This window comes from Saccharopolyspora endophytica (assembly GCF_018070075.1).
Classification (GTDB): Bacteria; Actinomycetota; Actinomycetes; order Mycobacteriales; family Pseudonocardiaceae; genus Saccharopolyspora; species Saccharopolyspora endophytica.
Genome location: NZ_JAGPXE010000012.1, coordinates 22,489 through 44,334 on the forward strand (window position 1 = coordinate 22,489; position 21,846 = coordinate 44,334).

General features: G+C 70.9%; 22 protein-coding genes. 4 read left to right on the forward strand and 18 right to left on the reverse strand.

Features of this window, described 5'->3' with window-relative positions:
• Positions 1-46 precede the first annotated feature (46 nt).
• On the forward strand, positions 47-1,228 hold the full coding sequence (locus KBO27_RS24660) for an FAD-dependent monooxygenase (RefSeq protein WP_210972274.1): 1,182 nt from the start codon (positions 47-49) through the stop codon (positions 1,226-1,228).
• Positions 1,229-1,244: 16 nt separating this feature from the next.
• Here KBO27_RS24660 and KBO27_RS24665 read toward each other — a convergent pair whose 3' ends face one another.
• From KBO27_RS24665 to KBO27_RS24710, 10 genes are all read right to left on the reverse strand, one after another.
• Positions 1,245-1,694: a hypothetical protein gene (locus tag KBO27_RS24665; RefSeq protein ID WP_210972447.1), complete on the reverse strand. Its 450-nt coding sequence runs from the start codon at positions 1,692-1,694 to the stop codon at positions 1,245-1,247.
• Positions 1,695-1,710: 16 nt separating this feature from the next.
• Complete coding sequence (gene dapB, locus KBO27_RS24670) at positions 1,711-2,454, reverse strand: 4-hydroxy-tetrahydrodipicolinate reductase (protein WP_307870593.1); 744 nt, start codon at positions 2,452-2,454, stop codon at positions 1,711-1,713.
• A 191-nt stretch (positions 2,455-2,645) separates the two neighbouring features.
• On the reverse strand, positions 2,646-3,986 hold the full coding sequence (locus KBO27_RS24675; RefSeq protein WP_210972276.1) for a M16 family metallopeptidase: 1,341 nt from the start codon (positions 3,984-3,986) through the stop codon (positions 2,646-2,648).
• Positions 3,987-4,087: 101 nt separating this feature from the next.
• Positions 4,088-6,331, reverse strand: a complete 2,244-nt coding sequence (locus tag KBO27_RS24680) for a polyribonucleotide nucleotidyltransferase (RefSeq protein ID WP_210972277.1) — start codon at positions 6,329-6,331, stop codon at positions 4,088-4,090.
• A 254-nt stretch (positions 6,332-6,585) separates the two neighbouring features.
• The gene (gene rpsO, locus KBO27_RS24685) at positions 6,586-6,873 is read right to left on the reverse strand and encodes a 30S ribosomal protein S15 (RefSeq protein WP_246537959.1); all 288 of its coding nucleotides are present in this window, start codon (positions 6,871-6,873) and stop codon (positions 6,586-6,588) included.
• Positions 6,874-7,004: 131 nt separating this feature from the next.
• Entirely contained in the window at positions 7,005-7,565 is a 561-nt protein-coding gene (thpR, locus tag KBO27_RS24690) for an RNA 2',3'-cyclic phosphodiesterase (RefSeq protein WP_210972278.1), read from the reverse strand.
• 16 nt (positions 7,566-7,581) lie between these two features.
• Positions 7,582-8,064 carry a helix-turn-helix domain-containing protein gene (locus tag KBO27_RS24695; RefSeq protein ID WP_210972279.1) on the reverse strand — a complete coding sequence of 161 codons (483 nt, stop codon included), beginning with the start codon at positions 8,062-8,064 and terminating at the stop codon, positions 7,582-7,584.
• Positions 8,065-8,186: 122 nt separating this feature from the next.
• Positions 8,187-9,173, reverse strand: a complete 987-nt coding sequence (locus tag KBO27_RS24700) for a bifunctional riboflavin kinase/FAD synthetase (protein WP_132674755.1) — start codon at positions 9,171-9,173, stop codon at positions 8,187-8,189.
• Positions 9,174-9,362: 189 nt separating this feature from the next.
• A complete protein-coding gene (gene truB, locus KBO27_RS24705; protein WP_210972280.1) occupies positions 9,363-10,271 on the reverse strand; it encodes a tRNA pseudouridine(55) synthase TruB in 909 nt (302 codons plus the stop codon).
• Between the two features lie 45 nt (positions 10,272-10,316).
• A complete protein-coding gene (locus tag KBO27_RS24710; RefSeq protein WP_210972281.1) occupies positions 10,317-11,642 on the reverse strand; it encodes an MATE family efflux transporter in 1,326 nt (441 codons plus the stop codon).
• 67 nt (positions 11,643-11,709) lie between these two features.
• Here KBO27_RS24710 and KBO27_RS24715 point away from each other — a divergent pair, with 67 nt between their 5' ends.
• Positions 11,710-12,249, forward strand: coding sequence for a CGNR zinc finger domain-containing protein (locus tag KBO27_RS24715; RefSeq protein ID WP_210972282.1), 540 nt, complete (start codon positions 11,710-11,712; stop codon positions 12,247-12,249).
• 99 nt (positions 12,250-12,348) lie between these two features.
• Here KBO27_RS24715 and KBO27_RS24720 read toward each other — a convergent pair whose 3' ends face one another.
• The 7 genes from KBO27_RS24720 to rimP all read right to left on the reverse strand — a co-directional run bounded on the left by KBO27_RS24720 (position 12,349) and on the right by rimP (position 19,731).
• On the reverse strand, positions 12,349-13,341 hold the full coding sequence (locus KBO27_RS24720; RefSeq protein WP_246537981.1) for a DHH family phosphoesterase: 993 nt from the start codon (positions 13,339-13,341) through the stop codon (positions 12,349-12,351).
• A gap of 129 nt (positions 13,342-13,470) precedes the next feature.
• Positions 13,471-13,977, reverse strand: coding sequence for a 30S ribosome-binding factor RbfA (rbfA, locus tag KBO27_RS24725; protein WP_132674747.1), 507 nt, complete (start codon positions 13,975-13,977; stop codon positions 13,471-13,473).
• A gap of 245 nt (positions 13,978-14,222) precedes the next feature.
• Positions 14,223-14,516 carry a DUF503 domain-containing protein gene (locus tag KBO27_RS24730; protein ID WP_210972284.1) on the reverse strand — a complete coding sequence of 98 codons (294 nt, stop codon included), beginning with the start codon at positions 14,514-14,516 and terminating at the stop codon, positions 14,223-14,225.
• A gap of 64 nt (positions 14,517-14,580) precedes the next feature.
• Entirely contained in the window at positions 14,581-17,586 is a 3,006-nt protein-coding gene (gene infB / locus KBO27_RS34415) for a translation initiation factor IF-2 (protein WP_210972285.1), read from the reverse strand.
• A gap of 92 nt (positions 17,587-17,678) precedes the next feature.
• On the reverse strand, positions 17,679-18,020 hold the full coding sequence (locus KBO27_RS24740) for a YlxR family protein (protein ID WP_307870594.1): 342 nt from the start codon (positions 18,018-18,020) through the stop codon (positions 17,679-17,681).
• 86 nt (positions 18,021-18,106) lie between these two features.
• Positions 18,107-19,177, reverse strand: coding sequence for a transcription termination factor NusA (gene nusA, locus KBO27_RS24745; RefSeq protein ID WP_132674741.1), 1,071 nt, complete (start codon positions 19,175-19,177; stop codon positions 18,107-18,109).
• The gene (rimP, locus tag KBO27_RS24750) at positions 19,174-19,731 is read right to left on the reverse strand and encodes a ribosome maturation factor RimP (protein WP_132620751.1); all 558 of its coding nucleotides are present in this window, start codon (positions 19,729-19,731) and stop codon (positions 19,174-19,176) included. Before rimP ends, nusA begins: the two co-directional genes overlap by 4 nt.
• A gap of 266 nt (positions 19,732-19,997) precedes the next feature.
• Between rimP and KBO27_RS24755 the strand changes: the two genes are divergently transcribed.
• Positions 19,998-20,486 carry a hypothetical protein gene (locus KBO27_RS24755; RefSeq protein WP_210972286.1) on the forward strand — a complete coding sequence of 163 codons (489 nt, stop codon included), beginning with the start codon at positions 19,998-20,000 and terminating at the stop codon, positions 20,484-20,486.
• Positions 20,483-20,932 carry a ferritin-like domain-containing protein gene (locus tag KBO27_RS24760; protein WP_210972287.1) on the forward strand — a complete coding sequence of 150 codons (450 nt, stop codon included), beginning with the start codon at positions 20,483-20,485 and terminating at the stop codon, positions 20,930-20,932. The genes KBO27_RS24755 and KBO27_RS24760 overlap by 4 nt, the downstream gene beginning before the upstream one ends.
• 29 nt (positions 20,933-20,961) lie before the next feature.
• On the opposite strand, the gene KBO27_RS24765 is transcribed toward KBO27_RS24760, so the two are convergent.
• Positions 20,962-21,804 carry a hypothetical protein gene (locus KBO27_RS24765; RefSeq protein ID WP_307870595.1) on the reverse strand — a complete coding sequence of 281 codons (843 nt, stop codon included), beginning with the start codon at positions 21,802-21,804 and terminating at the stop codon, positions 20,962-20,964.
• Positions 21,805-21,846 lie beyond the last annotated feature (42 nt).

Genomic DNA, 21,846 nt, shown 5'->3' on the forward strand with positions numbered 1-21,846 from the left:
TACCGATCGGTACAACCATGACCGGCACGACCGTCAGGGGATGGGCATGACGACGAGGTCACCATCGATCGCGATCATCGGCGCGGGGATCGGCGGGCTCACGCTCGCGATCGCGTTGCGGCGCCGGGGAATCCGGGCCGCCGTCTACGAACGGTCGTCCGAGCTGCGGGAAGTGGGGGCGGCGGTGGCGCTGTCGGCCAACGGCACGCGCGTGCTGCACGCCCTGGGCTTGCGCGACCGGCTTGCCGCCCGCAGCGCCGTGCCCACCGAGCTCATCTACCGGGACTGGCGCGGGGGCCGGCGGGTCGCCGCCTTCACGGCCGGCGACGACTACGCGGCGCGGTTCGGCGCCCCGTACTACGGCGTGCACCGCGCCGATCTCCAGGCCGCCCTGGCCGATGCCTGCGGGCACGACGAGCTCCACCTCGACCACCGGCTCGTCGACGTCTCGGCCGAGAACCGGGGATACGAGCTGCGATTCGCCAACGGCATCGCGGCGCACGCCGATCTCGTCGTCGGCGCGGACGGCGTGCACTCCACCGTGCGCCGGTGGGTCGCGGACGACGAACCGGCCCGGTACTCCGGCACCAGCGGTTTTCGCGGCCTGATCCCCGTCGACGCGATGCCCTCGCTGCCCGATCCCGGCGCCATCCAGTTCTGGATGGGGCCCGGCGCTCACGTGCTGCACTACCCGATCGGCGACGGCTCCTTCGTCAACTTCCTGGCCGTCGTGGACGATCCACCGACGTGGACGGACTCCAGCTGGGTGGAGGAGGTATCACCCGACCAGCTCCGCGCGCCCTTCGCCGACTGGCACCCGGGCGTGCGCGAGATGATCGCGGCGACGAGCCTGCACAAGCGGTGGGCCCTGTTCGGGCAACGGCCGCTCACCCGCTGGCACCGGAGCGGGATCGTGCTGCTCGGCGACGCCGCGCACGCCATGCTGCCGCACCACGGTCAAGGCGCCAACCAGTCCATCGAGGACGCGGCCACCCTCGCCTCGCTGCTGCACCGCTTCGCGCCGGATCAGGCGCTGCCCCGCTACGCACGCCTCCGCCGCGCCCGCACGCGCGCGGTCCAGCGCAGTTCGTGGGTGGCCTCGGCGCTGCTGCACCTGCCCGATGGGCCGGACGCCGACGACCGCGACCGGCGGCTCGCCGCGATCCCAGACACGCTGCGGTGGATCCACGAGCACGACGCCGAGGCCGCGACGGAATCGCTGGGCTGAGCGCTTTTCCCGCGGCTCAGGCCTTGTCGTCCTGCTCCAGGTCGATCGCCTTGCGCATCGCCTTGCGGCCGCGGTTGCGGTCACCGGCGAGGTCGTAGGCCTGCGCGAGGGCGAACCAGCGACGCCAGTCCTGCGGTGCCGCTTCGAGTTCGGACTGCTTGGCGTCGAACCACGCGTCGGCGGCCTCCCGCTCGACCCTGCCCGAGGGCCGGCGCGGGAGGTGCGAGACGTCGGGCAGCGCGCCCTCGTCGTCGAGCCTGCGGGCCAGCCGCTCGGTGGCGGCGCCGAAGCGCAGCTGGTCGGCGACGAGCACCGCGCCCAGCACGGGGAAGACCAGGATCGCCAGGCCGAGCGCGATGAAGACGGGCTCACCGCTGGTGATCATCGTGATCGCCCGGCCGCCCATCAGCAGCAGGTAGGCCAGCAGCACGAGCGCGACGACGAACGCGGCGGTGCGCGCGGTCATCAGCTGCTTGGCCACCTCAGATCCCCATCAGCACGTCGAGCCCCACGGTCAGGCCCGGACGGCTGGGGACTTCGCGGATGCCCAGCAGCACGCCCGGCATGAACGAACGCCGGTCGTAGGAGTCGTGGCGGATGGTGAGGGTCTCGCCCTCGGTTCCGAAGAGCACCTCCTGGTGCGCGACCAGGCCGGTCATCCGGACCGCGTGCACCCGCACGCCGTCGACCTCGGCGCCCCGGGCTCCGTCGGGGTCCTTGGTGGTGGCGTCGGGCATCTCACCGAGTTCGGCTTCCTCGCGGGCCTTCGCGATCACCTGCGCGGTGCGCGCCGCGGTGCCGGAGGGCGCGTCGGCCTTCTTCGGGTGGTGCAGCTCGACGATCTCGGCGGACTCGAAGTACTTGGCGGCCAGCTCGGCGAACCGCATCGACAGCACCGCGCCGATCGCGAAGTTCGGCGCCACGATCACGCCGACCTCCGGCTTGGCGGCCAGCCAGGTGCGGATGGAGTCGAGCTCGGCCGGTCCGAGACCGCTGGTGCCGACCACGACGTTGATGCCGTTCTCGACGCAGAACTTGATGTTGTCGAGCACCGAGTCGGGGTGGGTCAGGTCAACGGCGACCTGCGCACCGGACTCGACCAGCCGCTCGATGGGGTCGCCCTGGTCGACCTCGGCGACCAGCTCGGTGTCGGCGGCCTCGCCGACGGCTCGCGCCGCTTCGGAACCCATCCGCCCGCGGGCGCCCAGCACACCAACCTTGATCACCGTGGAAACACCTCTCCGCACCGACGCTGCTCACCCGAAGTCTAGGCATCGTGCGCGCGGCCACCCGACGACCCACCCCGCGTGGTGACGGACACCATCCCCGTGATCGGCACGCCCGGGCACGCGTGTCGGGGCGGTTCCGGTCCGAACCGACCGGACGAAGGGGACTCGATCAGCTCGGGTGGAACCCGCTACACGCCCTCCGGGAGGTCCTCCGGCGTCTTGTACGGGCCCACGACTGCGGTGGTGAAGGGCCGGTTGAGCAGCTCCCGGGCGAGGGTCGCGACGTCGTCCGGCGTGACCGCCTCGATCTTGGCGAGGGTCTCCTCGACCGTGTAGTGGCGGCCGTAGTTGAGCTCGGTCTTGCCGATGCGGCTCATCCGGGCCGCGCTGTCCTCCAGCCCCAGGACCAGACCACCCCGCAGCTGACCGCGGCCGCGATCGACCTCCTCCGCCGACAGGCCACCGGCCGCGACGTCGGCGAGCACCGAGCGGATCACCGAGGCGACCTCGCCCAGGCGCTCCGGCGTGCAGCCCGCGTAGACCGAGAACGTGCCCGCGTCGGAGTAGGCCGTGCTCGACGAGTACACCGAGTACGCCAGGCCCCGGCTCTCGCGGATCTCCTGGAACAGCCGCGAGCTCATCCCGCCGCCGAGGGCCGCGTTGAGCACGCCCAGCGCGAAGCGCCGCTCGTCGTAGCGGTCCAGGCCCCGGCACCCCATCAGCAGGTGCGTCTGCTCGGTGTCGTCGGGCTGCAGCACCAGCCGCTCCTGCTTGGGCAACCGGATCCGGCCGCCGCGCGGCGCCTCCGGCCGCTGGTCGCCGGTCAGCCGGTCGCCCAGCGCCTTGCGCAGCAACCGCACCACCTTCGCGTGCTCGACGTTGCCCGCGACCGCCACGACCATCTTCGGCATCTGGTAGCTGCGCCGGTAGAAGCCGTGCACCCGGTTGCGGGTCATCTCGCCGATCGACTCCTCGGTGCCCAGCACCGAGCGCCCCAGCGGGCTGTCGCCGAGCACGGCCGTGGAGAACAGCTCGTGCAGCAGGTCCTCGGGATCGTCGTCGCGCATCGCGATCTCCTCCAGGACCACGCTGCGCTCCACGTCCACGTCGGAGGCGTCGTTGACCGCGTCGAAGACCACGTCGCAGAGCATGTCGATGGCCAGCGGCAGGTCCTCGTCGAGCACGTGCGCGTAGTAGCAGGTGTGCTCCTTGGAGGTGAACGCGTTGAGCTCACCGCCGACGGCGTCGATCTCCTGCGCGATGCCCACGGCGGTCCGCTTCGCGGTCCCCTTGAACAGCAGGTGCTCCAGGTAGTGCGCGGCGCCGGCCTGCGCCCTGGTCTCATCGCGCGAACCGACCCCGACCCAGATGCCCACCGATGCCGAACGGACGCCGGGAACCGGTTCGGTGACCACGCGCAACCCGCCCGGCAGGACCGTCCGCCGCACTTCCGCGGAACCGTTGTGGCCGAGAACCCGGGTGGTCCCGGGACGTTGCAGGTGCCCGGCTGTCTGCTTCTGCTGCTTCATAACCCTGTTCTCGTCGCCTCCGCGCGATCCCCCGCGCACTCACGACAATACGGCCCGCCCCGGGTGACCGGGACGGGCCGCATCGCGTTCAGATCAGAGGATCATTCGGCGGAGGCTTCGGCCGGAGCGGCCTCGCCCTCGCCGGAGGACTCCTCGTCGTCGTTGACCAGCACGAGGCTGATCTTGCCGCGGTTGTCGATGTCGGCGATCTCCACGCGCAGCTTGTCGCCGACGTTCACGACGTCCTCGACCTTGCCGATGCGCTTGCCGTTGCCCAGCTTGGAGATGTGCACCAGGCCGTCCTTGCCCGGCAGCAGCGAGACGAACGCGCCGAACGCCGCGGTCTTGACCACGGTGCCCAGGAAGCGCTCGCCGACCTTCGGCAGCTGCGGGTTCGCGATGGCGTTGATCTTGTCGATCGCCGCCTCCGCGGACGGGCCGTCGGCCGCACCCACGTAGATGGTGCCGTCGTCCTCGATGCTGATCTCGGCGCCGGTCTCCTCGGTGATCGAGTTGATCATCTTGCCCTTCGGCCCGATGACCTCGCCGATCTTGTCGACCGGGACGGTCACCGAGGTCACGCGCGGGGCGTGCGGGCTCATCTCGTCGGGCTTGCCGATCGCCTCGGCCATGACCTCCAGGATGGTGAACCGGGCGTCGCGCGCCTGGCCCAGCGCCTGCGCCAGCACCTCGGACGGGATGCCGTCCAGCTTGGTGTCCAGCTGCAGCGCGGTCACGAACTCCTTCGTGCCCGCGACCTTGAAGTCCATGTCACCGAAGGCGTCCTCGGCACCGAGGATGTCGGTCAGCGCCACGTAGTGGGTCTTGCCGTCGACCTCGTCGGAGACCAGACCCATCGCGATGCCGGCGACCGGCGCCTTCAGCGGCACACCCGCGTTGAGCAGGGACAGCGTCGAGGCGCAGACCGAGCCCATCGAGGTCGAACCGTTGGAGCCCAGCGCCTCGGAGACCTGGCGCAGGGCGTACGGGAACTCCTCGCGCGAGGGCAGCACCGGCATCAGCGCGCGCTCGGCCAGCGCTCCGTGGCCGATCTCGCGACGCTTCGGGCTGCCCACCCGGCCGGTCTCACCGGTCGAGTACGGCGGGAAGTTGTAGTGGTGCATGTACCGCTTCGTCGTCTCCGGGGAGAGCGAGTCGATGGTCTGCTCCAGCCGCAGCATGTTCAGCGTGGAGACGCCCAGGATCTGGGTCTCGCCGCGCTCGAACAGCGCCGAACCGTGGGTCCGCGGGATCACGCCGACCTCGGCGGACAGGCTGCGGATGTCGGTCAGGCTGCGGCCGTCGATGCGGACCTGGTCGCGGATGATGCGCTGGCGGACCAGCTTCTTGGTCAGCGAGCGGAACGCCGCGCCGATCTCCTTCTCGCGGCCCTCGAACGCCTCGCCCTCGCCGGTGCCGACCTTCTCCAGGACCGACGCCTTGATCTCGTCGAGGCGGGTCTCCCGCTCCTGCTTGCCGGCGATCTTCAGCGCCTCGGCCAGCTCGGAGGACACGGCCTGCTCGACGGCGGTGAACGCGTCGTCCTGGTAGGCCGGGAACACCGGGAAGTCCTGGGTGTCCTTGCCGACCGCCTGGGCCAGCTGCTGCTGGGCCACGCACAGGGTGCGGATGAACGGCTTGGCCGCCTCCAGACCCGCGGCCACGACCTCCTCGGTCGGCGCCTGGGCGCCACCGGCGACCAGGTCGATGGTCTTGTCGGTGGCCTCGGCCTCGACCATCATGATCGCGACGTCGTCACCGACGATGCGGCCCGCGACGACCATGTCGAACACGGCGCGCTCGAGCTGCTCGTGCGTCGGGAACGCGACCCACTGGCCGTCGATCAGCGCCATGCGGGTGGCACCGATCGGGCCGGAGAACGGCAGACCCGAACCCTGGGTGGACGCGGACGCGGCGTTGATCGCCAGCACGTCGTAGAGGTCGCCCGGCTTCAGGCTCATGACCGTGACCACGACCTGGACCTCGTTGCGGAGGCCGTCGACGAACGACGGGCGCAGCGGGCGGTCGATCAGGCGGCAGGTCAGGATCGCGTCCGTGGACGGCCGGCCCTCGCGGCGGAAGAACGAACCGGGGATGCGACCCGCGGCGTACATCCGCTCTTCGACGTCGACGGTCAGCGGGAAGAAGTCGAAGTGCTCCTTCGGCTGCTTGGAGGCCGTGGTGGCCGACAGCAGCATGGTTTCGTCGTCGAGGTAGGCGACGACGCTACCGGCGGCCTGCTTCGCGAGCCGGCCGGTCTCGAAACGGACGGTACGGGTTCCGAACGCGCCGTTGTCCAGCACGGCGGTCGACTCGTACACGCCCTCTTCGATCGCTTCAGTCAAGGTGACTCCCTATCGTCACAACGCCCACGGCAGGAGCATCCGGATCGGTGATCCGACAAGGCCGGCCATCGATCGAAGCTCCCGGGACCGTCTCGTGACGACTTGCCCGGCAGCCACTACCGAGGACCGGCGGACGCCTGCACCCAGTGCTTGCCACCGTGAGCGCTCTATTGAATTGCTGGCGGCGCCTGCGAGGCACCGCCCGGTTTTACGCACCGGGGGGAGCGGCCGTGGCCACTCCCCCCGGTGTCATGTCAACGACGCAGACCGAGTCGCTGGATCAGCGAACGGTAGCGTTCGATGTCCACCTTGGTCAGGTAGTTGAGCAGACGACGGCGACGACCCACCATCAGCAGCAGACCACGACGCGAGTGGTGGTCGTGCTTGTGCTGCTTGAGGTGCTCGGTCAGGCCGGTGATCCGCTTGGTCAGCAGGGCCACCTGGGCCTCCGGCGAACCGGTGTCGTTGTCCTTCAGGCCGTACTCGGCCAGGATCTGCTTCTTCTCGTCAGTGGACAGCGCCACGAAATACTCCTTCTGCATGTCCCGTGTCTGTGGGCGGCGAGCTGCCGTGCGGCGCCACCGCCGTGAGGACTGGTTACCCCGGAAATCGGCCACCACGGACTGCAGCCGTTCCACAGGCCAGGATAACAGGGAAGCCCTGCTCGCCTGGGTTACCCCGACGCAGCGCGCGTCACCGGCACGCGGTGCACCGCCCGGTACACCGGACCGCCTTCGCCCTGGTCACTGCGCATCACCGCGAGTTCTCCGGCGGTCCACCAGGGACCGGTGTAGCCGGTGAGCAGCCCCGGCATCGACCGCCGGTCGGGACGGCCGGACGCCCACCGCGCGAGGGTCAGGTGCGCCCGGAACCCGTGCGGGTCGCCACCGGCCGCGCGCACCAGCTCCCGCAGCGCGAGCCGGTCGGTCTCGGTGGCCGGTTCGACGCCCGTCCACAGCACTCCCCGGAACGTTCCCGAGCCGGTCAGGCGCAGGGCGGGCGGCGCCGCGGTGATGTGCGCCATGCGGCGGTCGAGGCGGTCGGCGACGCTCTGCGGATCGGCGTCGTCGCCGTGGAAGCGCAACGTCAGGTGCCAGCGCTCGGCGGCGGTGAAGCGGAACTTGCGCACGCCCGCCGTCGCCTCTCTCACCCGCACCGGGTCGAGGGCCGCGATCGCCTCCGACAGGTGCCGGACCGCTTCCTCGGAGGGCCACAACGCGGTGAACAGCCGCATCCCGCGAGTATGGCTGCTACTCGCTGTCGGCGGCTCGGCGCAGGAGTCCTGCGAGGCGCGGGTAGCGGCCCTCCAATAACGAGGCCGCGGCTTCCAGCTCGGTGGGCTTGGCGACCTCCAGCAGCACCGGCCAGGCGATCTGCTCGCCGTTGGTGGTCTGCTTGACCGGCAGGTTGTCGCGCCCCACCGAGGGCTGCGACTGGCGCACGTCCTCCAGGGCCTGCTTGATCGCGTCCGACTCGCCCGCGGCCACGCCCGGGATGAGGACCTTGCGCTCCAGCATCACCAGCCGGGCCAGCACCTGCGGGTTGCCGATCTTGGCGCGGCGTCCGCTCATCACCTGGCTGAGCATCGGCGCGCTGATGCCGAGCACGTCGGCCAGTTGGGCCTGCGAGATGCGGAAGGCCACGACCAGTCGGCGCACCCGGTCTCCCAGCGGCTCGCCGTACCACTGCCGCTGCAGAGCCAGATTTCGCTGGACGCTGCTGCTCTCCGACACCTTCGCTCCCCCTGCGTGACCGCCACCCCGACGAACCCGGGATGATCCGGACTCGAATCCTGCCAGCTCACCGGCCGCGCGGGGTCGAGAATCCGAAAACCTGTTCCTCCCGGCGGCGGAGCTCACTCCCGCACCCCGAGGATTCGGCGGGTCTCGGCGACGTCGGCGTTCATCTGGTCGATCAGCGCGTCCACCGAGTCGTAGCGCTCCATGGCCCGCAGCCGCTGCACGAAGTCGAGATCGACGTGCTCGCCGTAGAAGTCGGCGTCCACATCGAGCACGAAGGCCTCGACGGTGCGCTCGGTCCCGGAGAACGTCGGGTTGCTGCCCACCGACACCGCGGCCGGCATCGCCGGTCCCGGCTGGGACGCGCCACGCCTGCGGTGGGTGAACCACGCCGCGTAGACGCCGTCGGCGGGGATCGCCGTGTAGTCCGGTGTGGACAGGTTGGCCGTCGGGAAGCCCAGCTCCTTGCCGCCGCGACCCGCACCGCGCACCACGATGCCCTCGATGCGGTGGTGGCGTCCCAGCGCCGACGCCGCGGCCACCACGTCACCGGCGTCGATGCACGCCCGGATGTAGGTGGAGGAGAACGTCACCGACGTGCCGTCGGCGTCGTCGGAGCGCTCCACCGGCCCGGACACCAGCGCGTCGGAGGCGACCTCGAAGCCGAAGCGCTCGCCGAGCTTGGTGAGCAGGTCGATGTTGCCGGCCGCCTTGTGGCCGAAGGTGAAGTTCTCCCCCACCACGACCTCGGCGGCGTGCAGCTTCTCGACGAGGACCTCGTGCGCGAACCCCTCCGCGGGCACCCGGGACAGCTCGCGGGTGAACGGCAGCACGCAGAACACGTCCACGCCCAGCTGCTCGACGAGCTCGGCCCGCCGCTGCAACGTGGTCAGCTGCGCCGGGTGACTCCCCGGGCGCACGACCTCCGCCGGGTGCGGGTCGAAGGTCATCAGCACGCAGGGAACGCCCCGCCGCCGAGCCTTCTGCACCGCGTGCGCGATGAGTTTCTGGTGACCGCGATGCACACCGTCGAAGACACCGATGGTGACCACGCAACGGCCCCAACCACCGGGAAGCTGCTCCAAACCACGCCAACGCTGCACGACCCGGAAGCCTACTTCCCCCGAACGATCACGCGCCCAGCGGTGGTTTCGAACCCGCGCCCCGGCCCCACCCGCCGAGCACCCCCGCGTCCCGCCCCGATTCGAATTTCGCGCGAAATTCGAGTCGGAACTTTCGCGCTCGAATTTCGCGCGAAATTCGAATCGCCATCCGCTCGGGTGAACGCGCCGTCAGTTCCCGGGGATGATGACCAGGACCGCCTTGGCCGTGCGGCCCCGGTCGCGGACGAGTGCCACCGCCCGGCCGTCGGGGTTGAACATCCCGTAGGTCCCCTCGACGCCTGCCGCCGTCACGACCTGCCCGTGCGACAGCGCGCGAGCGGTGGAGGCGTCGACGTTGCGGCGGGGGAAGGCGGTCTCGACGGCCTGGTCCAGCCCCATCGACAGCTCGGGGGTCTCCTCCAGCTGGTCGAGGGTGCGGGCCGTGGCCAGCCCGAACGGCCCGACCCGGGTGCGGCGCAGCGCCGTGAGGTGTCCCCCAACGCCGAGGCCTTCCCCGAGGTCGCGGGCCAGCGCGCGCACGTAGGTGCCCGAGGAGCACTCCACCAGCACGTCCAGCTCGGTGGTCTCGTCGGTGCGCCGCAGCGCGAGCACGTCGAAGCGGGAGACGGTGACCGGGCGCGCGGCGAGCTCGACGGTCTCCCCGCTGCGCGCGATGTCGTAGGCCCGACGGCCGTTGATCTTGACCGCGCTGACCGCGCTGGGCACCTGCTCCAGCTCCCCGGTCAGCGCCGCCACCCCATCGCGGATCGCGGTCTCGTCCACACCGGACGCGTCGGCCGAGGAGACGACCTCACCTTCGGCGTCGTCGGTCGTCGTCGACGCGCCGAGGGTGATCGTGGCCAGGTACGCCTTGGTGTCCAGCGCGAGGTGGCCCAGCAGCTTGGTCGCGCGCTCCAGGCCGAGCACCAGCACACCGGTGGCCATCGGGTCCAGCGTCCCCGCGTGCCCGACCTTGCGGGTGCCCATGATGCGGCGAACTCGGGAGACGACGTCGTGCGAGGTCATCCCCGCCGGTTTGTCGACCACCAGCAGGCCGGGAGGAACGGCGGGACTCTGTTTGCGGGATTGCGCGGACACGGCGAGCCATCATTCCCGACCCGGCGCCGCGCGATTCCGCCAGGGTCAGGCCGCCGCTGCCGCGGGGGTCGTGCCGACCACGGCCCACTTGCCGGAGCGGGCCCGCAGCAGCAGCGTGATCATCCGCAGCACCATGAACAGGCTCAGCCCGGTCCAGATCCCCACCAGGCCCCAGCCGAAGGCCAGCGCCAGCCAGATCAGCGGCAGGTAGCCGATGACGGCGCTGAGGATCGTCGCCGTGCGCAGGTAGGCGGCGTCACCCGCGCCGAGGAACACCCCGTCCAGCGCGAAGACCACACCCGCCACCGGCTGCACCGCCACGAAGAACCACCAGGCGTGCGGCATCTCGGCGAGCACGGCCGCATCGGTGGTGAACACCGACGGCAGGACGCCGGACACGGCGGTGAAGAACACGGCCAGTCCGCACCCGAACACCAGGCTGTACCAGGTCACCTGCTTGGCGACGGCCTTCGCGCGCGACACCGAACCGCTGCCGAGGGCGGCACCGACCAGCGACTGGGCGGCGATGGCCAGCGAGTCCAGCACCAGCGACTGGAACATCCACAGCTGCCACACGACCTGGTGCGCCGCCGCCGTCTCGGCTCCGGTGCGGGCGGCCACCGAGGTCGCCGACAGGAAGCAGACCTGGAAGGCCATGGTGCGCAGCACCAGGTCGCGGCCGAGTCCGAGCTGAGCGCGCATCAGGGCCCCGTCAGGGCGCAGCGGCGCCTTCTCCACGAGCAGGGCGCGGATGAACAGGGCGGCGGCGATGCTCTGGCCGATCAGGTTCGCGATCGCCGAACCCTCCAGCCCGAGGCCCATCGGGTAGACCAGGATCGGGCACAGCACGGCGGACACGCCGTTGCCGATGAGCGTGTAGCGCAACGGGCGCACGGTGTCCTGGACCCCGCGCATCCAGCCGTTGCCCGCCATGGTGATCAGCACCAGCGGGGCTCCGCAGAGCGCGATGCGCAGCCAGGTCCCGGCTGCCTCGGCGACCGGTCCGGGTCCGGCCAGCAGCTCCGCGACGGGCGTGGCGACGAGCTGGGCGATCAGCAGCAGCACCACGCCGACGGCGATCCCGAGCCAGGTGGCCTGCACTCCCTCGGCGACGGCTTCGGTGCGCCGACCGGCGCCGTGCAGCCGGGCGGTGCGCGCGGTGGTGCCGTAGGTCAGGAAGGTCAGCTGGCTGGAGATCAGCGTGAACAGGGTGCCGCCGAGCGCGAGCCCGGCGAGCGGGACGGCACCGAGGTGACCGACCACGGCCGTGTCGACCAGCACGTACAGCGGCTCGGCCGCCAGCACGCCCAGCGCGGGGACGGCGAGTCCCAGCACCTTGCGCGGTGACACGCGTTCCCCGGCCTCGGACACGTCATCTCCCTTGTAAGCTGCGATTGATGGGTTCGACCCTGACACAGGGTAGCGGTAAGGAGCGTCAATGGACAGCGCCGATTACATCGAGGTCGCGCTCCGGCTCGCCAACGCCGACCTGACCGACGTCGAGGCCGTCCGCGCCGCGCTGCACGACGAGCCCTGGTGGGCCGACCGCCTCCGGGACTCCGACCTGCCCCTGCTGCGGGAGGTCTCCGAAGGCCTGCGCCGGGCGCTGGCCGCCATGATGGCGTCGGACGGGCCGGCCCAGGACGAGACGGTCCGCGCCGAGATCAACGCGCTGCTGGCCGCCCATCCCCCGCGCCCCCGGCTCTCCGGTCACGGAGGTCACGACGGAGCGCCCAACTGGCACGTCCACGTCGCCGGTCCCGACGCCCCCGCGGTCGACGAGGTCGCCGCAGCGGCGGCGTGGGGCCTGGCCCAGGGCGTCGTCGCGCACGGCACCGCCCGCTGGGGACGCTGCGAGGCGGAGGGGTGCTCGACGTACTACCTGGACACCTCGACCAACCAGGCGAAGCGCTTCTGCTCACCCCGCTGCGCCAACCGCATGCACGTGGCCGCCTTCCGAGCCCGCAAGCGCGCCTGACCCCCTCCATTCCAATTTCGCGCGAAATTCGAGGCCGAAACGCGGAGGTCGAATTTCGCGCGAAATTCGAATGGCCGCCGGGTCGGGAGCCGCTGGGGGTCAGGATCCGAGGAGCGGGGCGTCTTCGAGGGCTTTGCGGATCTCGGCGAGGATCTCGTGCTCCTCGCCGCGAGCGGTGAAGCCTGAGGCCAGCCGGTGGCCGCCACCTCCGCAGGCGTTGGCGGCGTGGCTGACGTCGACGCGGCTGTTCGCGCGCAGCGACACCGACCAGTGATCGGGGCCGATCTCCTTGAGGACCGCGGCGACCTCGGCCTCACCGGTGGTGCGGATGAGGTCGATGACGCTGTCGACGTCCTCGCTGCCCAGCCCCTCGGACTGGTCCTTGCGGACGGTGGTGTGCACGAAGCCCAGGCCCTGGGCCGCGGACGGCTCCAGCTCGGCCTTCGACAGCACACCGGCGAGCATGCCCAGGAATCCGAACGGGTGGGTGTCGAGCAGCGGCTTGGTGGTCGCCTCGGGATCGACGCCCGCGTCGAGCAGCCGGGCCGCGACCCGGTGCACCTCGGCACTGGCGTGCCGGAACGAGCGGGTGTCGGTGACCAGCCCGGCGTACAGGCAGCGGGCGGTCGGCAGGTCCAGCTCCGCGCCGAGCTCGTCGAGCAGCCGCAGCACCAGCAGCACCGTGGCCTCGGCGGACTCGTCGAGGACGTTCAGGGTGCCGTAGCGGGTGTTGGCGATGTGGTGGTCGAGGACGATCACCTCACCACCCGCGGCGATGGTGCCCTTGACGCGGTCGGCGAGCCTGCCCAGCCGACCGAGGCTGCCCGAGTCGCACACGACCAGCAGCGGCGGCGCGGAGGGCACCTCCGACGGAGGCACGATGAGCCCGTCGACGTCGAGGTCGCGCAGCGAGTGCGCGGGCTTGTCCGGATGCCCGAAGGACACCCGGACCTCGCTACCGCGCTTCTTCAGCGCCCTGCCCAGCGCGAGCGCGCTGCCCAGGGCGTCGGCATCGGGGTTGACGTGCCCGAACAGGGTCACGTCCGGTGCTGCCGCGAGCTTGCCCGCAGCGGCCGTGACGGCCTCTCGCAGGGACTCGCCCGTCTCCGGGCCGCCCTGCTGGCCGGCGGTCTCGGGTTGCCCGCGCACACGTCACCTCCACGTCGTCGGCGGCCCTGTCAGAGCCACCGATGACCAACGCACCCGATTCGGCGCCGCGACTCAACCACCTTGTGGGCCACGACGCACATCGGCGTCGGAAAAGTCCTCGTCATCGACACCGTCGGTGTCGTCGTCATCATCCTCGGTGTCAGCGCTCGTGCGGTAGGGATCCGCGTCGCCTGCCGGGACCGCACCGGAGGCCAGTCGAGCGACCTCGTCGTCGGCCTCCTTGGCCTTGGCGAGCAGCTCCTCCATCCGGCGTGCCTGGTCCGGGACGGTGTCCGCGACGAACGTCAGGGTCGGCGTGAACCGCACCCCGGTCTGGTCGCCGACGCGGGAGCGCAGGACGCCGGTGGCGCTGTTGAGCGCGGCCGCCGTCGAGGCGTAGTCGGCGTCGTCGCCGAAGACGGTGTAGTAGACCGTGGCGTCCCGCAGATCCGGGGTGACTCGCGCATCGGTGATCGTCACCATCGCCAGCCGCGGGTCCTTGACCTCGTGCTCCAGCCCGGACGCGACGATCTGCGCGATGCGCTTGGCCAGCCTGCGGGCGCGCGCCGTATCAGCCACGACGCACCTCCTTCTTGCAAGAAAGCTTCGACACCCGCGGTGCTCCGGCGGGTGGGTCCAACATCGTTCGCGAAGTGGCAGAGCCACTTCCTCCTCCTGGTGAGCACCTGAGCAGCTCGCACCGCCGGGGGAGTTCTGAACAGCTTCGTGGCCATCGGGCATGCATCAGGAGTGGCGCACGGAGACAACGGAGCCGCTCAGGTTCCCCCACCCGCACCGCTGGGCACAGGGCACCACCGACAAACCTAATCCTCCGGTCCCAGCATGCGATGGCGGGCGGAGAGGAGCTCCAGCTCGGGGCGAGAGGCCACCAACCGCTCGCACGCCTCCAGGACTTCGCGCACGTGCGCGGCGTCGCCGGAGACCGCCGCCACTCCGAGCTGAGCGCGGCGGTGGAGGTCTTGGTCGCCTGCCTCGGAGACGGCGACCTCGAAGCGGCGGCGGAGTTCGGCCAGGACCGGCCGGACCACGGCCCGCTTCTGCTTCAACGAGTGGACGTCACCGAAGAGCACGTCCAGTTCGAGCGCACCGACGTACATGGGCGGAATCTTCCCCCGAGCCCGCGCAGGGGGTCCGTTGCGGACCCCCTGCGCAGGTGCGGTGTCAGTCGCGAGGCTTCTCGCGCATCTCGTACGGCTCGATGATGTCGCCGACCTTGAGGTCGTTGTACGACCCCAGGGTCAGACCGCACTCGAAACCGTCGCGGACCTCGGTGGCGTCTTCCTTGAACCGCTTCAGCGAGTTGATGCTGAGGTTCTCGGCGACCACCACGTTGTCCCGCAGCAGACGCGCCTTCGCGTTCCGCTTGACGATGCCGTCGGTGACCATGCAACCGGCGATCGTGCCGACCTTCGAGGACTTGAAGACCTCGCGGATCTCGGCGCGACCGAGCTCGACTTCCTCGTACTCGGGCTTGAGCATGCCCTTGAGGGCCTGCTCGATGTCCTCGATGGCGCGGTAGATCACCGAGTAGTACCGGATCTCGACGCCCTCGCGGTTGGCGACCTCGGCCGCCTTGCCCTCGGCCCGGACGTTGAAGCCCAGGACGATGGTGTTCTCCGCGGTGGCGAGGTTGATGTCGGACTCGTTGATGCCACCGACGCCGCGGTGGATGACCCGCAGCTCGACCTCTTCGCCGACCTCGATCTTCATCAGGGACTCTTCGAGCGCCTCGACGGTACCCGAGTTGTCACCCTTGATGATCAGGTTCAGCTGGTTGGTCTCCTTGAGCACCTTGTCCAGGTCCTCGAGGCTGACCCGCTTGCGCTTGGCGGCGTTCTGCGCCTCGCGGATGCGGGCCCCGCGGCGGTCGGCGATCTGCCGGGCGACCCGGTCCTCGTCGACCACCAGGAAGGAGTCACCGGCACCGGGCACCGACGTGAAGCCGATGACCTGGACCGGCCGCGACGGCAGCGCCACGGTGACGTCCTCGTCGTTCTCGTTGATCATGCGGCGAACGCGGCCGTACGCGTCACCGGCGACGACCGAGTCACCGACGCGCAGCGTGCCTCGCTGCACCAGCACGGTGGCCACCGGACCGCGACCGCGGTCCAGGTGCGCCTCGATCGCGACACCCTGAGCCGACATGTTCGGGTTGGCCCGGAGGTCGAGCGAGGCGTCGGCGGTCAGCAGGATCGCTTCCAGCAGACCGTCGATGTTGGTGCCCTGCTTGGCGGAGATCTCGACGAACATCGTCTCGCCGCCGTACTCCTCGGCCACCAGGTTGTACTCGGTGAGCTGCTGGCGGATCTTGTCCGGGTTCGCACCCTCGACGTCGATCTTGTTGACCGCGACCACGATCGGCACACCGGCGGCCTGGGCGTGGTTGATCGCCTCGACCGTCTGCGGCATGACGCCGTCGTCCGCGGCGATCACCAGCACGGCGATGTCCGTCGACTTCGCACCGCGGGCACGCATGGCGGTGAACGCCTCGTGACCAGGGGTGTCGATGAAGGTGACGGGCCGCTCGTTGCCCTCCAGCTCGGTGACGACCTGGTAGGCACCGATGTGCTGCGTGATGCCGCCGGCCTCGCCGGCCTGCACGTTCGCCTTCCGGATGGTGTCCAGCAGCCGCGTCTTACCGTGGTCGACGTGACCCATGACGGTCACGACCGGCGGACGGGCCGCCAGCTCCTCCTCGGAGGAGCCCGGGTCGCCGTAGCTGATGTCGAACGACTGCAGCAGCTCCCGGTCCTCGTCCTCCGGGGAGACCATCTCGACCTTGTAGTTCATCTCCTGGCCGAGGAGCTCGAGGATCTCGTCGGAGACGGACTGGGTCGCGGTGACCATCTCACCGAGGTGGAACATCGCCTGCACCAGCGAGGCCGGGTTGGCGTTGATCTTCTCGGCGAAGTCGGTCAGCGAAGCACCGCGGCGCAGGCGAAGGGTCTCGCCGTTACCGCGCGGGAGGCGGACGCCGCCGACAGACGGCGCCTGCATGTTCTCCATGTACTCCTGGCGCTTCTGCCGCTTCGACTTGCGACCGCGCTTCGCGGGACCGCCGGGACGACCGAAGGCACCAGCCGTGCCGCCGCGACCACCGGGACCGCCCGGACGGCCACCGCCGCCGGGACGACCGCGGAAGCCACCGCCGGCCGGAGCTCCACCCGGAGCGCCGCCACCGCCGCCGGGACGGAAGCCACCGCCACCGCCACCGGGACGACCGCCGCCACCGCCGCCGGGACCGCGGCCACCGCCGCCGCCACCGCCGCCGGGACCGCCACGGCCACGACCGCCGCCGGGGCCACCGCCGGGCCCACCGCGGGCCGGACGCGGAGGCATCATGCCGGGGTTCGGACGCGGAGGCATCATGCCCGGGTTCGGGCGCGAACCGCCGCCGCCACCGCCGCCACCTTCGCCGCGCGGGGCGTTGTTGCCGCCACCGGCAGGAGCGGTTCCGGCACCCTGGCCGCCACCGCCACGGCGCTGGTCGTCACGACCGCGACCGGGACCCTGCTGGCCACCGCGGTCCTGGCGCGGACCCGGGCCGGGACGACCCGGGCGCTGCTGAGGAGCACCCTGACCGACGCCGAACGGGTTGTTGCCGACGCGCGGGGGCTTCGGACCCGGCTTGGGCGCCTTCGGGCGCGCGGCATCGCCGTCGCCGCTCGGGGCCTTGGGCGCGGGCTTGGGACCCGGCTTCGGGCCGGGCTTGGCGTCGCCCTTGGGCTTGTCGCCCTGGGGCTCGGCCTTGGGCTGCTCGAACTTGGGCTCTTCGACCTTGGGGGCCTCGGCCTTCGGCTCCGCCTGGGCGGCCGGGGCCGGCTCTTCGGCCTTCGGTTCGGGCTTGGGGGTCGGTTTCGGACCCGGCTTGGGGCCGGGCTTGGGTGCCTCGGCGCGCGGGCCGGGCTTGGGTCCAGGCTTGGGGGCTGACGATCCAGCCGCCCCTCCGGTACTGACAGCCTTGTCGCTCTGAGAGGGCTTGCCGTTGTCGCCGCTCTTCTTCGACGACTTGACATATGCGTCACGGAGCCTGCGAGCCACCGGGGCTTCCACGGTGGAGGACGCAGACTTGACGTACTCGCCCTGCTCGGCGAGCTTGTTCAGTACTTCCTTGCTGGTGACACCGAGCTCTTTAGCGAGCTCATGTACGCGGGCCTTGCCTGCCACTGCTCTCCTCATCTGGGTGAGGCCGGGCGGCAGTCCCGCTCGACCTCGTCCTATCGCCGATGCGCGTTCATGGCTTCAGCTTCACGGCTGATTCATGACGGGTCGACCTGCTTTCCTTCGGTTGCCTGGCGCGGGACGGATCCCGCGTCGGTCATGTCCTGAGCCACCGCGGGCGGTTGCCCGGCACTCAAGTGGTGTTGCACGGCTGAGGTGTCGAGAGATCCCGGCACTCGAAGTGCCCGCGGAAAAGCCCGGCGCCGTTCGGCTAGACGAAGGCAAGCCGGATCAGGGTGCAGCCAGGCTCCCCGACCCGGTCGCCGATGCCGTGGATCGGGAACCGCGACGGGCCCCGAACCACCGACCTCAGCCACCACACGTAGCAGCTCAACGGCCGACGTCCGAGTACGACAACCCACGCACGTACGAACCGGCACATGGCACTGGCCATTCCCGGGTGCACTCGTGTGGATTGATCGCTCCCCTCGCGTCGAGCCTCGTTAACGATTCTAACCCGAGGGCGTCACTCAGCCGAACCCACGGTGGGCAGTCCCTCAACCGCCGGGTCCGGACCGGTCGGCTGGACGGGTGCCTGGCCGCTCGTGGTGGTCGGCGACGACGGGTCGGCATCGCTGCGGATGTCGATCCGCCAGCCGGTCAGCCGGGCCGCCAGCCGCGCGTTCTGGCCTTCCTTGCCGATCGCCAGCGACAGCTGGAAGTCCGGCACGATCACCCGCGCGGTCTTGGTGCGCTCGTCGACCACCTCGACCGAGACCACCTTGGCCGGCGACAGCGCGTTGCCGACGAAGGTCGCCGGGTCGTCCGAGTGATCGATGATGTCGATCTTCTCGCCGCCCAGCTCGCTCATCACGTTGCGCACCCGCGCGCCCATCGGACCGATGCAGGCGCCCTTGGCGTTGACGCCGCTGACCGTGGACCGCACCGCGATCTTCGACCGGTGCCCGGCCTCGCGGGCCACCGCCGGGATCTCCACGGTGCCGTCGGCGATCTCCGGGACCTCCAGCGCGAACAGCCGGCGGACCAGGTTCGGGTGGGTGCGCGACAGCGAGATCTGCGGACCCCGGGCGCTGCGCGCCACGCCGTAGACGTAGCACTTGATCCGGGTGCCGTGCTCGTAGTTCTCCCCCGGGACCTGCTCGGCACCGGGGATGACGCCTTCGCTGTCACCGATCTGCACGATCACCATGCCGCGCGAGTTGGCCCGCGCGTCGCGCTGGATCACGCCGCCGATGATCTCGCCTTCCTTGGCGGCGAACTCGCCGAAGGTCCGCTCGTGCTCCGCGTCGCGCAGCCGCTGCAGGATGACCTGCCGCGCGGTCGTCGCCGCGATCCGCCCGAACCCCTCCGGGGTGTCGTCCCACTCCTCGGAAACGCTGCCGTCGGCGTTGAGGGAGTGCGCGATGACCCGCACGATGCCGGTCTTGCGGTCGACCTCCACCCGCGCGTGCGGCTGGTGCCCCTCGGTGTGACGGTATGCGGTGAGCAGTGCCGATTCGATCGCTTCAAGGACCGTCTCGAACGGGATGTCCTTGTCGCGTTCGATCGCCCGCAGCGCCGCGATGTCGACGTTCACCTCGACTCCTCCGTGTCTTCCCGGTCGTCCCCCTGCTGGGAAACGCCGCTCGCAGCCCGCTCCAGCTTGACCAGGTCTTCCGCCGGTGGCTGCTGGAACTCCACCTCGACCACCGCGCGCTCCACATCACGGTAGGCCACCTGGCGGATCTCAGCGCCCACCAGCACCTGCACGCTCTCATCATCCGCGCTGCCGACCCGCGCCACCAGCTGCTCGCCGCTGGTCAGCCGGATCTTCACCAGCCGGTTGCGGGCGCGCTTCCAGTGTCGCTGCTTGGTCAGCGGCCGGTCCACGCCGGGCGAGGTGACCTCCAGCGTGTAGGAGCCGGCCAGCACGTGCTCGTGCGCGTCCAGGACCTTGGCGACCGAGCGGCTCACCTCGGTGATGTCGTCGAGGCCGACACCGTCATCGGAGTCGATGACGACCTTGACCAGCCGGCGACGACCGGCCTGCTGCACGTCGAGCTCTTCGAGGTCGAAGCCCTTTTCGGCGACGGCCTCGGCGACGACGGGCTCCAGCTGCGCGGTGATCTCACCACGCGGCGGGCTGGACACGTTGGCACTCCTAGGTTTCGGTTCGTGGTCTCAGAAGACCTCATGCATCGCGATCCGGGCCCGAATCGCGGGCACGAACCGCCCGCGTCCGGTCTGCTCCGGCCGCGGTCGCCCAGGGTATCGCGTCCGCCCGCACCCGAGCGCGACGCGGGACCCCAACGATCGGCGGATCCCGCACAGCCCTGAATGGATCACCGGTCCCACCGCTCCTGCGGTGGCCCCCAGGGTGCGCGCGTTGATCGCGGTGCCTGGCAGGATAGGTCGTCGTGGAACTCCCCCGCGCATCCCTGCCGGTGATCGAGCGCCGACGTGTTCTGCGGTTGTTCGCCGCCGCGCCCGCCGTGGCCGTGCTGGCCGCGTGCGGCACCGACTCCGACGAGCCCGATCAGCTGCTGCCGCTGGCGACCGCCGCGAAGGCCGATGCCGCGCTGGCGAACGCGATCGCCCGCAGGCACTCCGGGATGGCCGAGACGGCGCGCGAGCTCGCCGCGGCGCGAACGGCGCACGCCAGCGCGTTGCAGCGGGAGATCGACCGGATCGCGCCGCGCGACCCCGAGGACCCGCCGTCGGTGCCCGATCCGGCCCCGAAGAAGGCGCCGGTCTCCGCCGACGCCGCCGCCGACGCGCTGCGCGCGGCCGTGCGCGAGGGCCAGGAGCAGGCGGCGAAGCTCGTTCCCGGGTTGTCCGGCTACCGCGCGGGGATGGTGGCGTCGGTGTCCGCGAGTTGTGCGTGCCTGCAGGAGGTGCTGGGTTGAGCGAGATCTCGGAGCAGGCCGCCAAGGCCCTCGGCGACGCGCTGGGCGCCGAGCACGCGGCCCTGTGGGTCTACGGGCTGGCCAACGCCTTCGTCGGCGAGGCGCGCGTGCGCAGCGCGATCGAGGAGGCCGTCGACGCGCACACCCGGCTGCGCGACACCGCCGAGCAGGCGATGCGGCAGGCGGGCCTGACACCCACCCCCGCCCAGCCCGCCTACGACGTCGGCGGCGACGTGGCCGACCAGTCGAAGGCGATCGAGCTGCTGATCACCACCGAGAGCGACTGCCAGGTCGGCTGGCGCTCCGTGCTCGACAGCACCGAGGACGCCGGGATGCGCAGCACCGCGCTGGACGGCTTGACGACCTCCGCCACCAGGGCGACCCGCTGGCGGCTGACGCTGGGACGCCAGCCCGCCGCGGAGAACTTCCCCGGCCAGCGGGCGTAGTCAGCCGCGGTGCCGGCTGAGGTCCCCGGTCACTTCGGCGCCTGGTCCTGGGGCCATCCGAGCTTGAGGGCCTCGTTGGTGACGTCGCTGAGCGCCGGGTCCTTCTTCGAGGACTTGCCGTAGAACGCCGAGTCGCCGATCACGACCAGCCGGTCCTGCCGTCCCGAGGCGTAGGCCGCGTCGTCGAGGTCGGGCATGTCGCTGGTGCCGTCGCGCTCGTCGTCCACCAGGTCCCGGATGTTGCCGGTGCCGTCCTTGGTGGTCAGCTCGTTGAGCTGGGTGGCGACCTGCGGCGTCGGCATCAGCACGGTGATCACCGAGGTGAGGACGCGGCGGCCGTCGGGCAGGGTCGTCGTGTACAGCGCGCGGGTGAGGTGGTCGCACTCCTGCTTGCTGAAGAAGTTCTGGATGGAGTCGGTCGAGACGCTCTTGCAGCCCTGGAACGCCTCTTCCTTGCGGACCAGGGTGAAGTCGTAGCGCAGCTTCAGCGGTGGCGGTGCGGCGGCCTCGTCATCGGGCTTGATGGCGCTCCAGATCAGGCCGGACACGACCGCGATCAGCAGCAGCACGAGTCCCCGCAGCGCCCAGCCCATCGGCGTGACGCCCTGCGACTGCTGCTGCCTCGGCGGCGGGGGCGGCGGCGCGGGCTGTCTGCTGGTGCCCGGGTACGGCTGCTGCGGCGCCTGGTGAGGCGCTTGCTGCGGCGTCGGCGAATGCGTGATCACCGGCCTGGTGGCGTGCTCCGGGGTCGGTGCGGCCACCTGGCGGTCCTGCCTGATGTAGGCGTTGTCCCGCCTCAACGGCGCGGTATCACGCTGCGTGTTGCCGTGCGCTCCCGTCACGTCTTCAGGCACACCCTGTCGGTCTGACACGAGTGCCTACGGTAGCGGTTGTGGATTACGGGACGGACAACC

Bases quoted from the DNA above. Each gene is read 5' to 3' on its own strand.
- KBO27_RS24660 (WP_210972274.1), top strand. From the start codon at position 47: ATGACGACGAGGTCACCATCGATCGCGATCATCGGCGCGGGGATCGGC.
- KBO27_RS24665 (WP_210972447.1), bottom strand. From the start codon at position 1,694: ATGACCGCGCGCACCGCCGCGTTCGTCGTCGCGCTCGTGCTGCTGGCC.
- KBO27_RS24675 (WP_210972276.1), bottom strand. From the start codon at position 3,986: ATGAAGCAGCAGAAGCAGACAGCCGGGCACCTGCAACGTCCCGGGACC.
- rpsO (WP_246537959.1), bottom strand. From the start codon at position 6,873: ATGCAGAAGGAGTATTTCGTGGCGCTGTCCACTGACGAGAAGAAGCAG.
- thpR (WP_210972278.1), bottom strand. From the start codon at position 7,565: ATGCGGCTGTTCACCGCGTTGTGGCCCTCCGAGGAAGCGGTCCGGCAC.
- KBO27_RS24715 (WP_210972282.1), top strand. From the start codon at position 11,710: ATGGACAGCGCCGATTACATCGAGGTCGCGCTCCGGCTCGCCAACGCC.
- KBO27_RS24730 (WP_210972284.1), bottom strand. From the start codon at position 14,516: ATGTACGTCGGTGCGCTCGAACTGGACGTGCTCTTCGGTGACGTCCAC.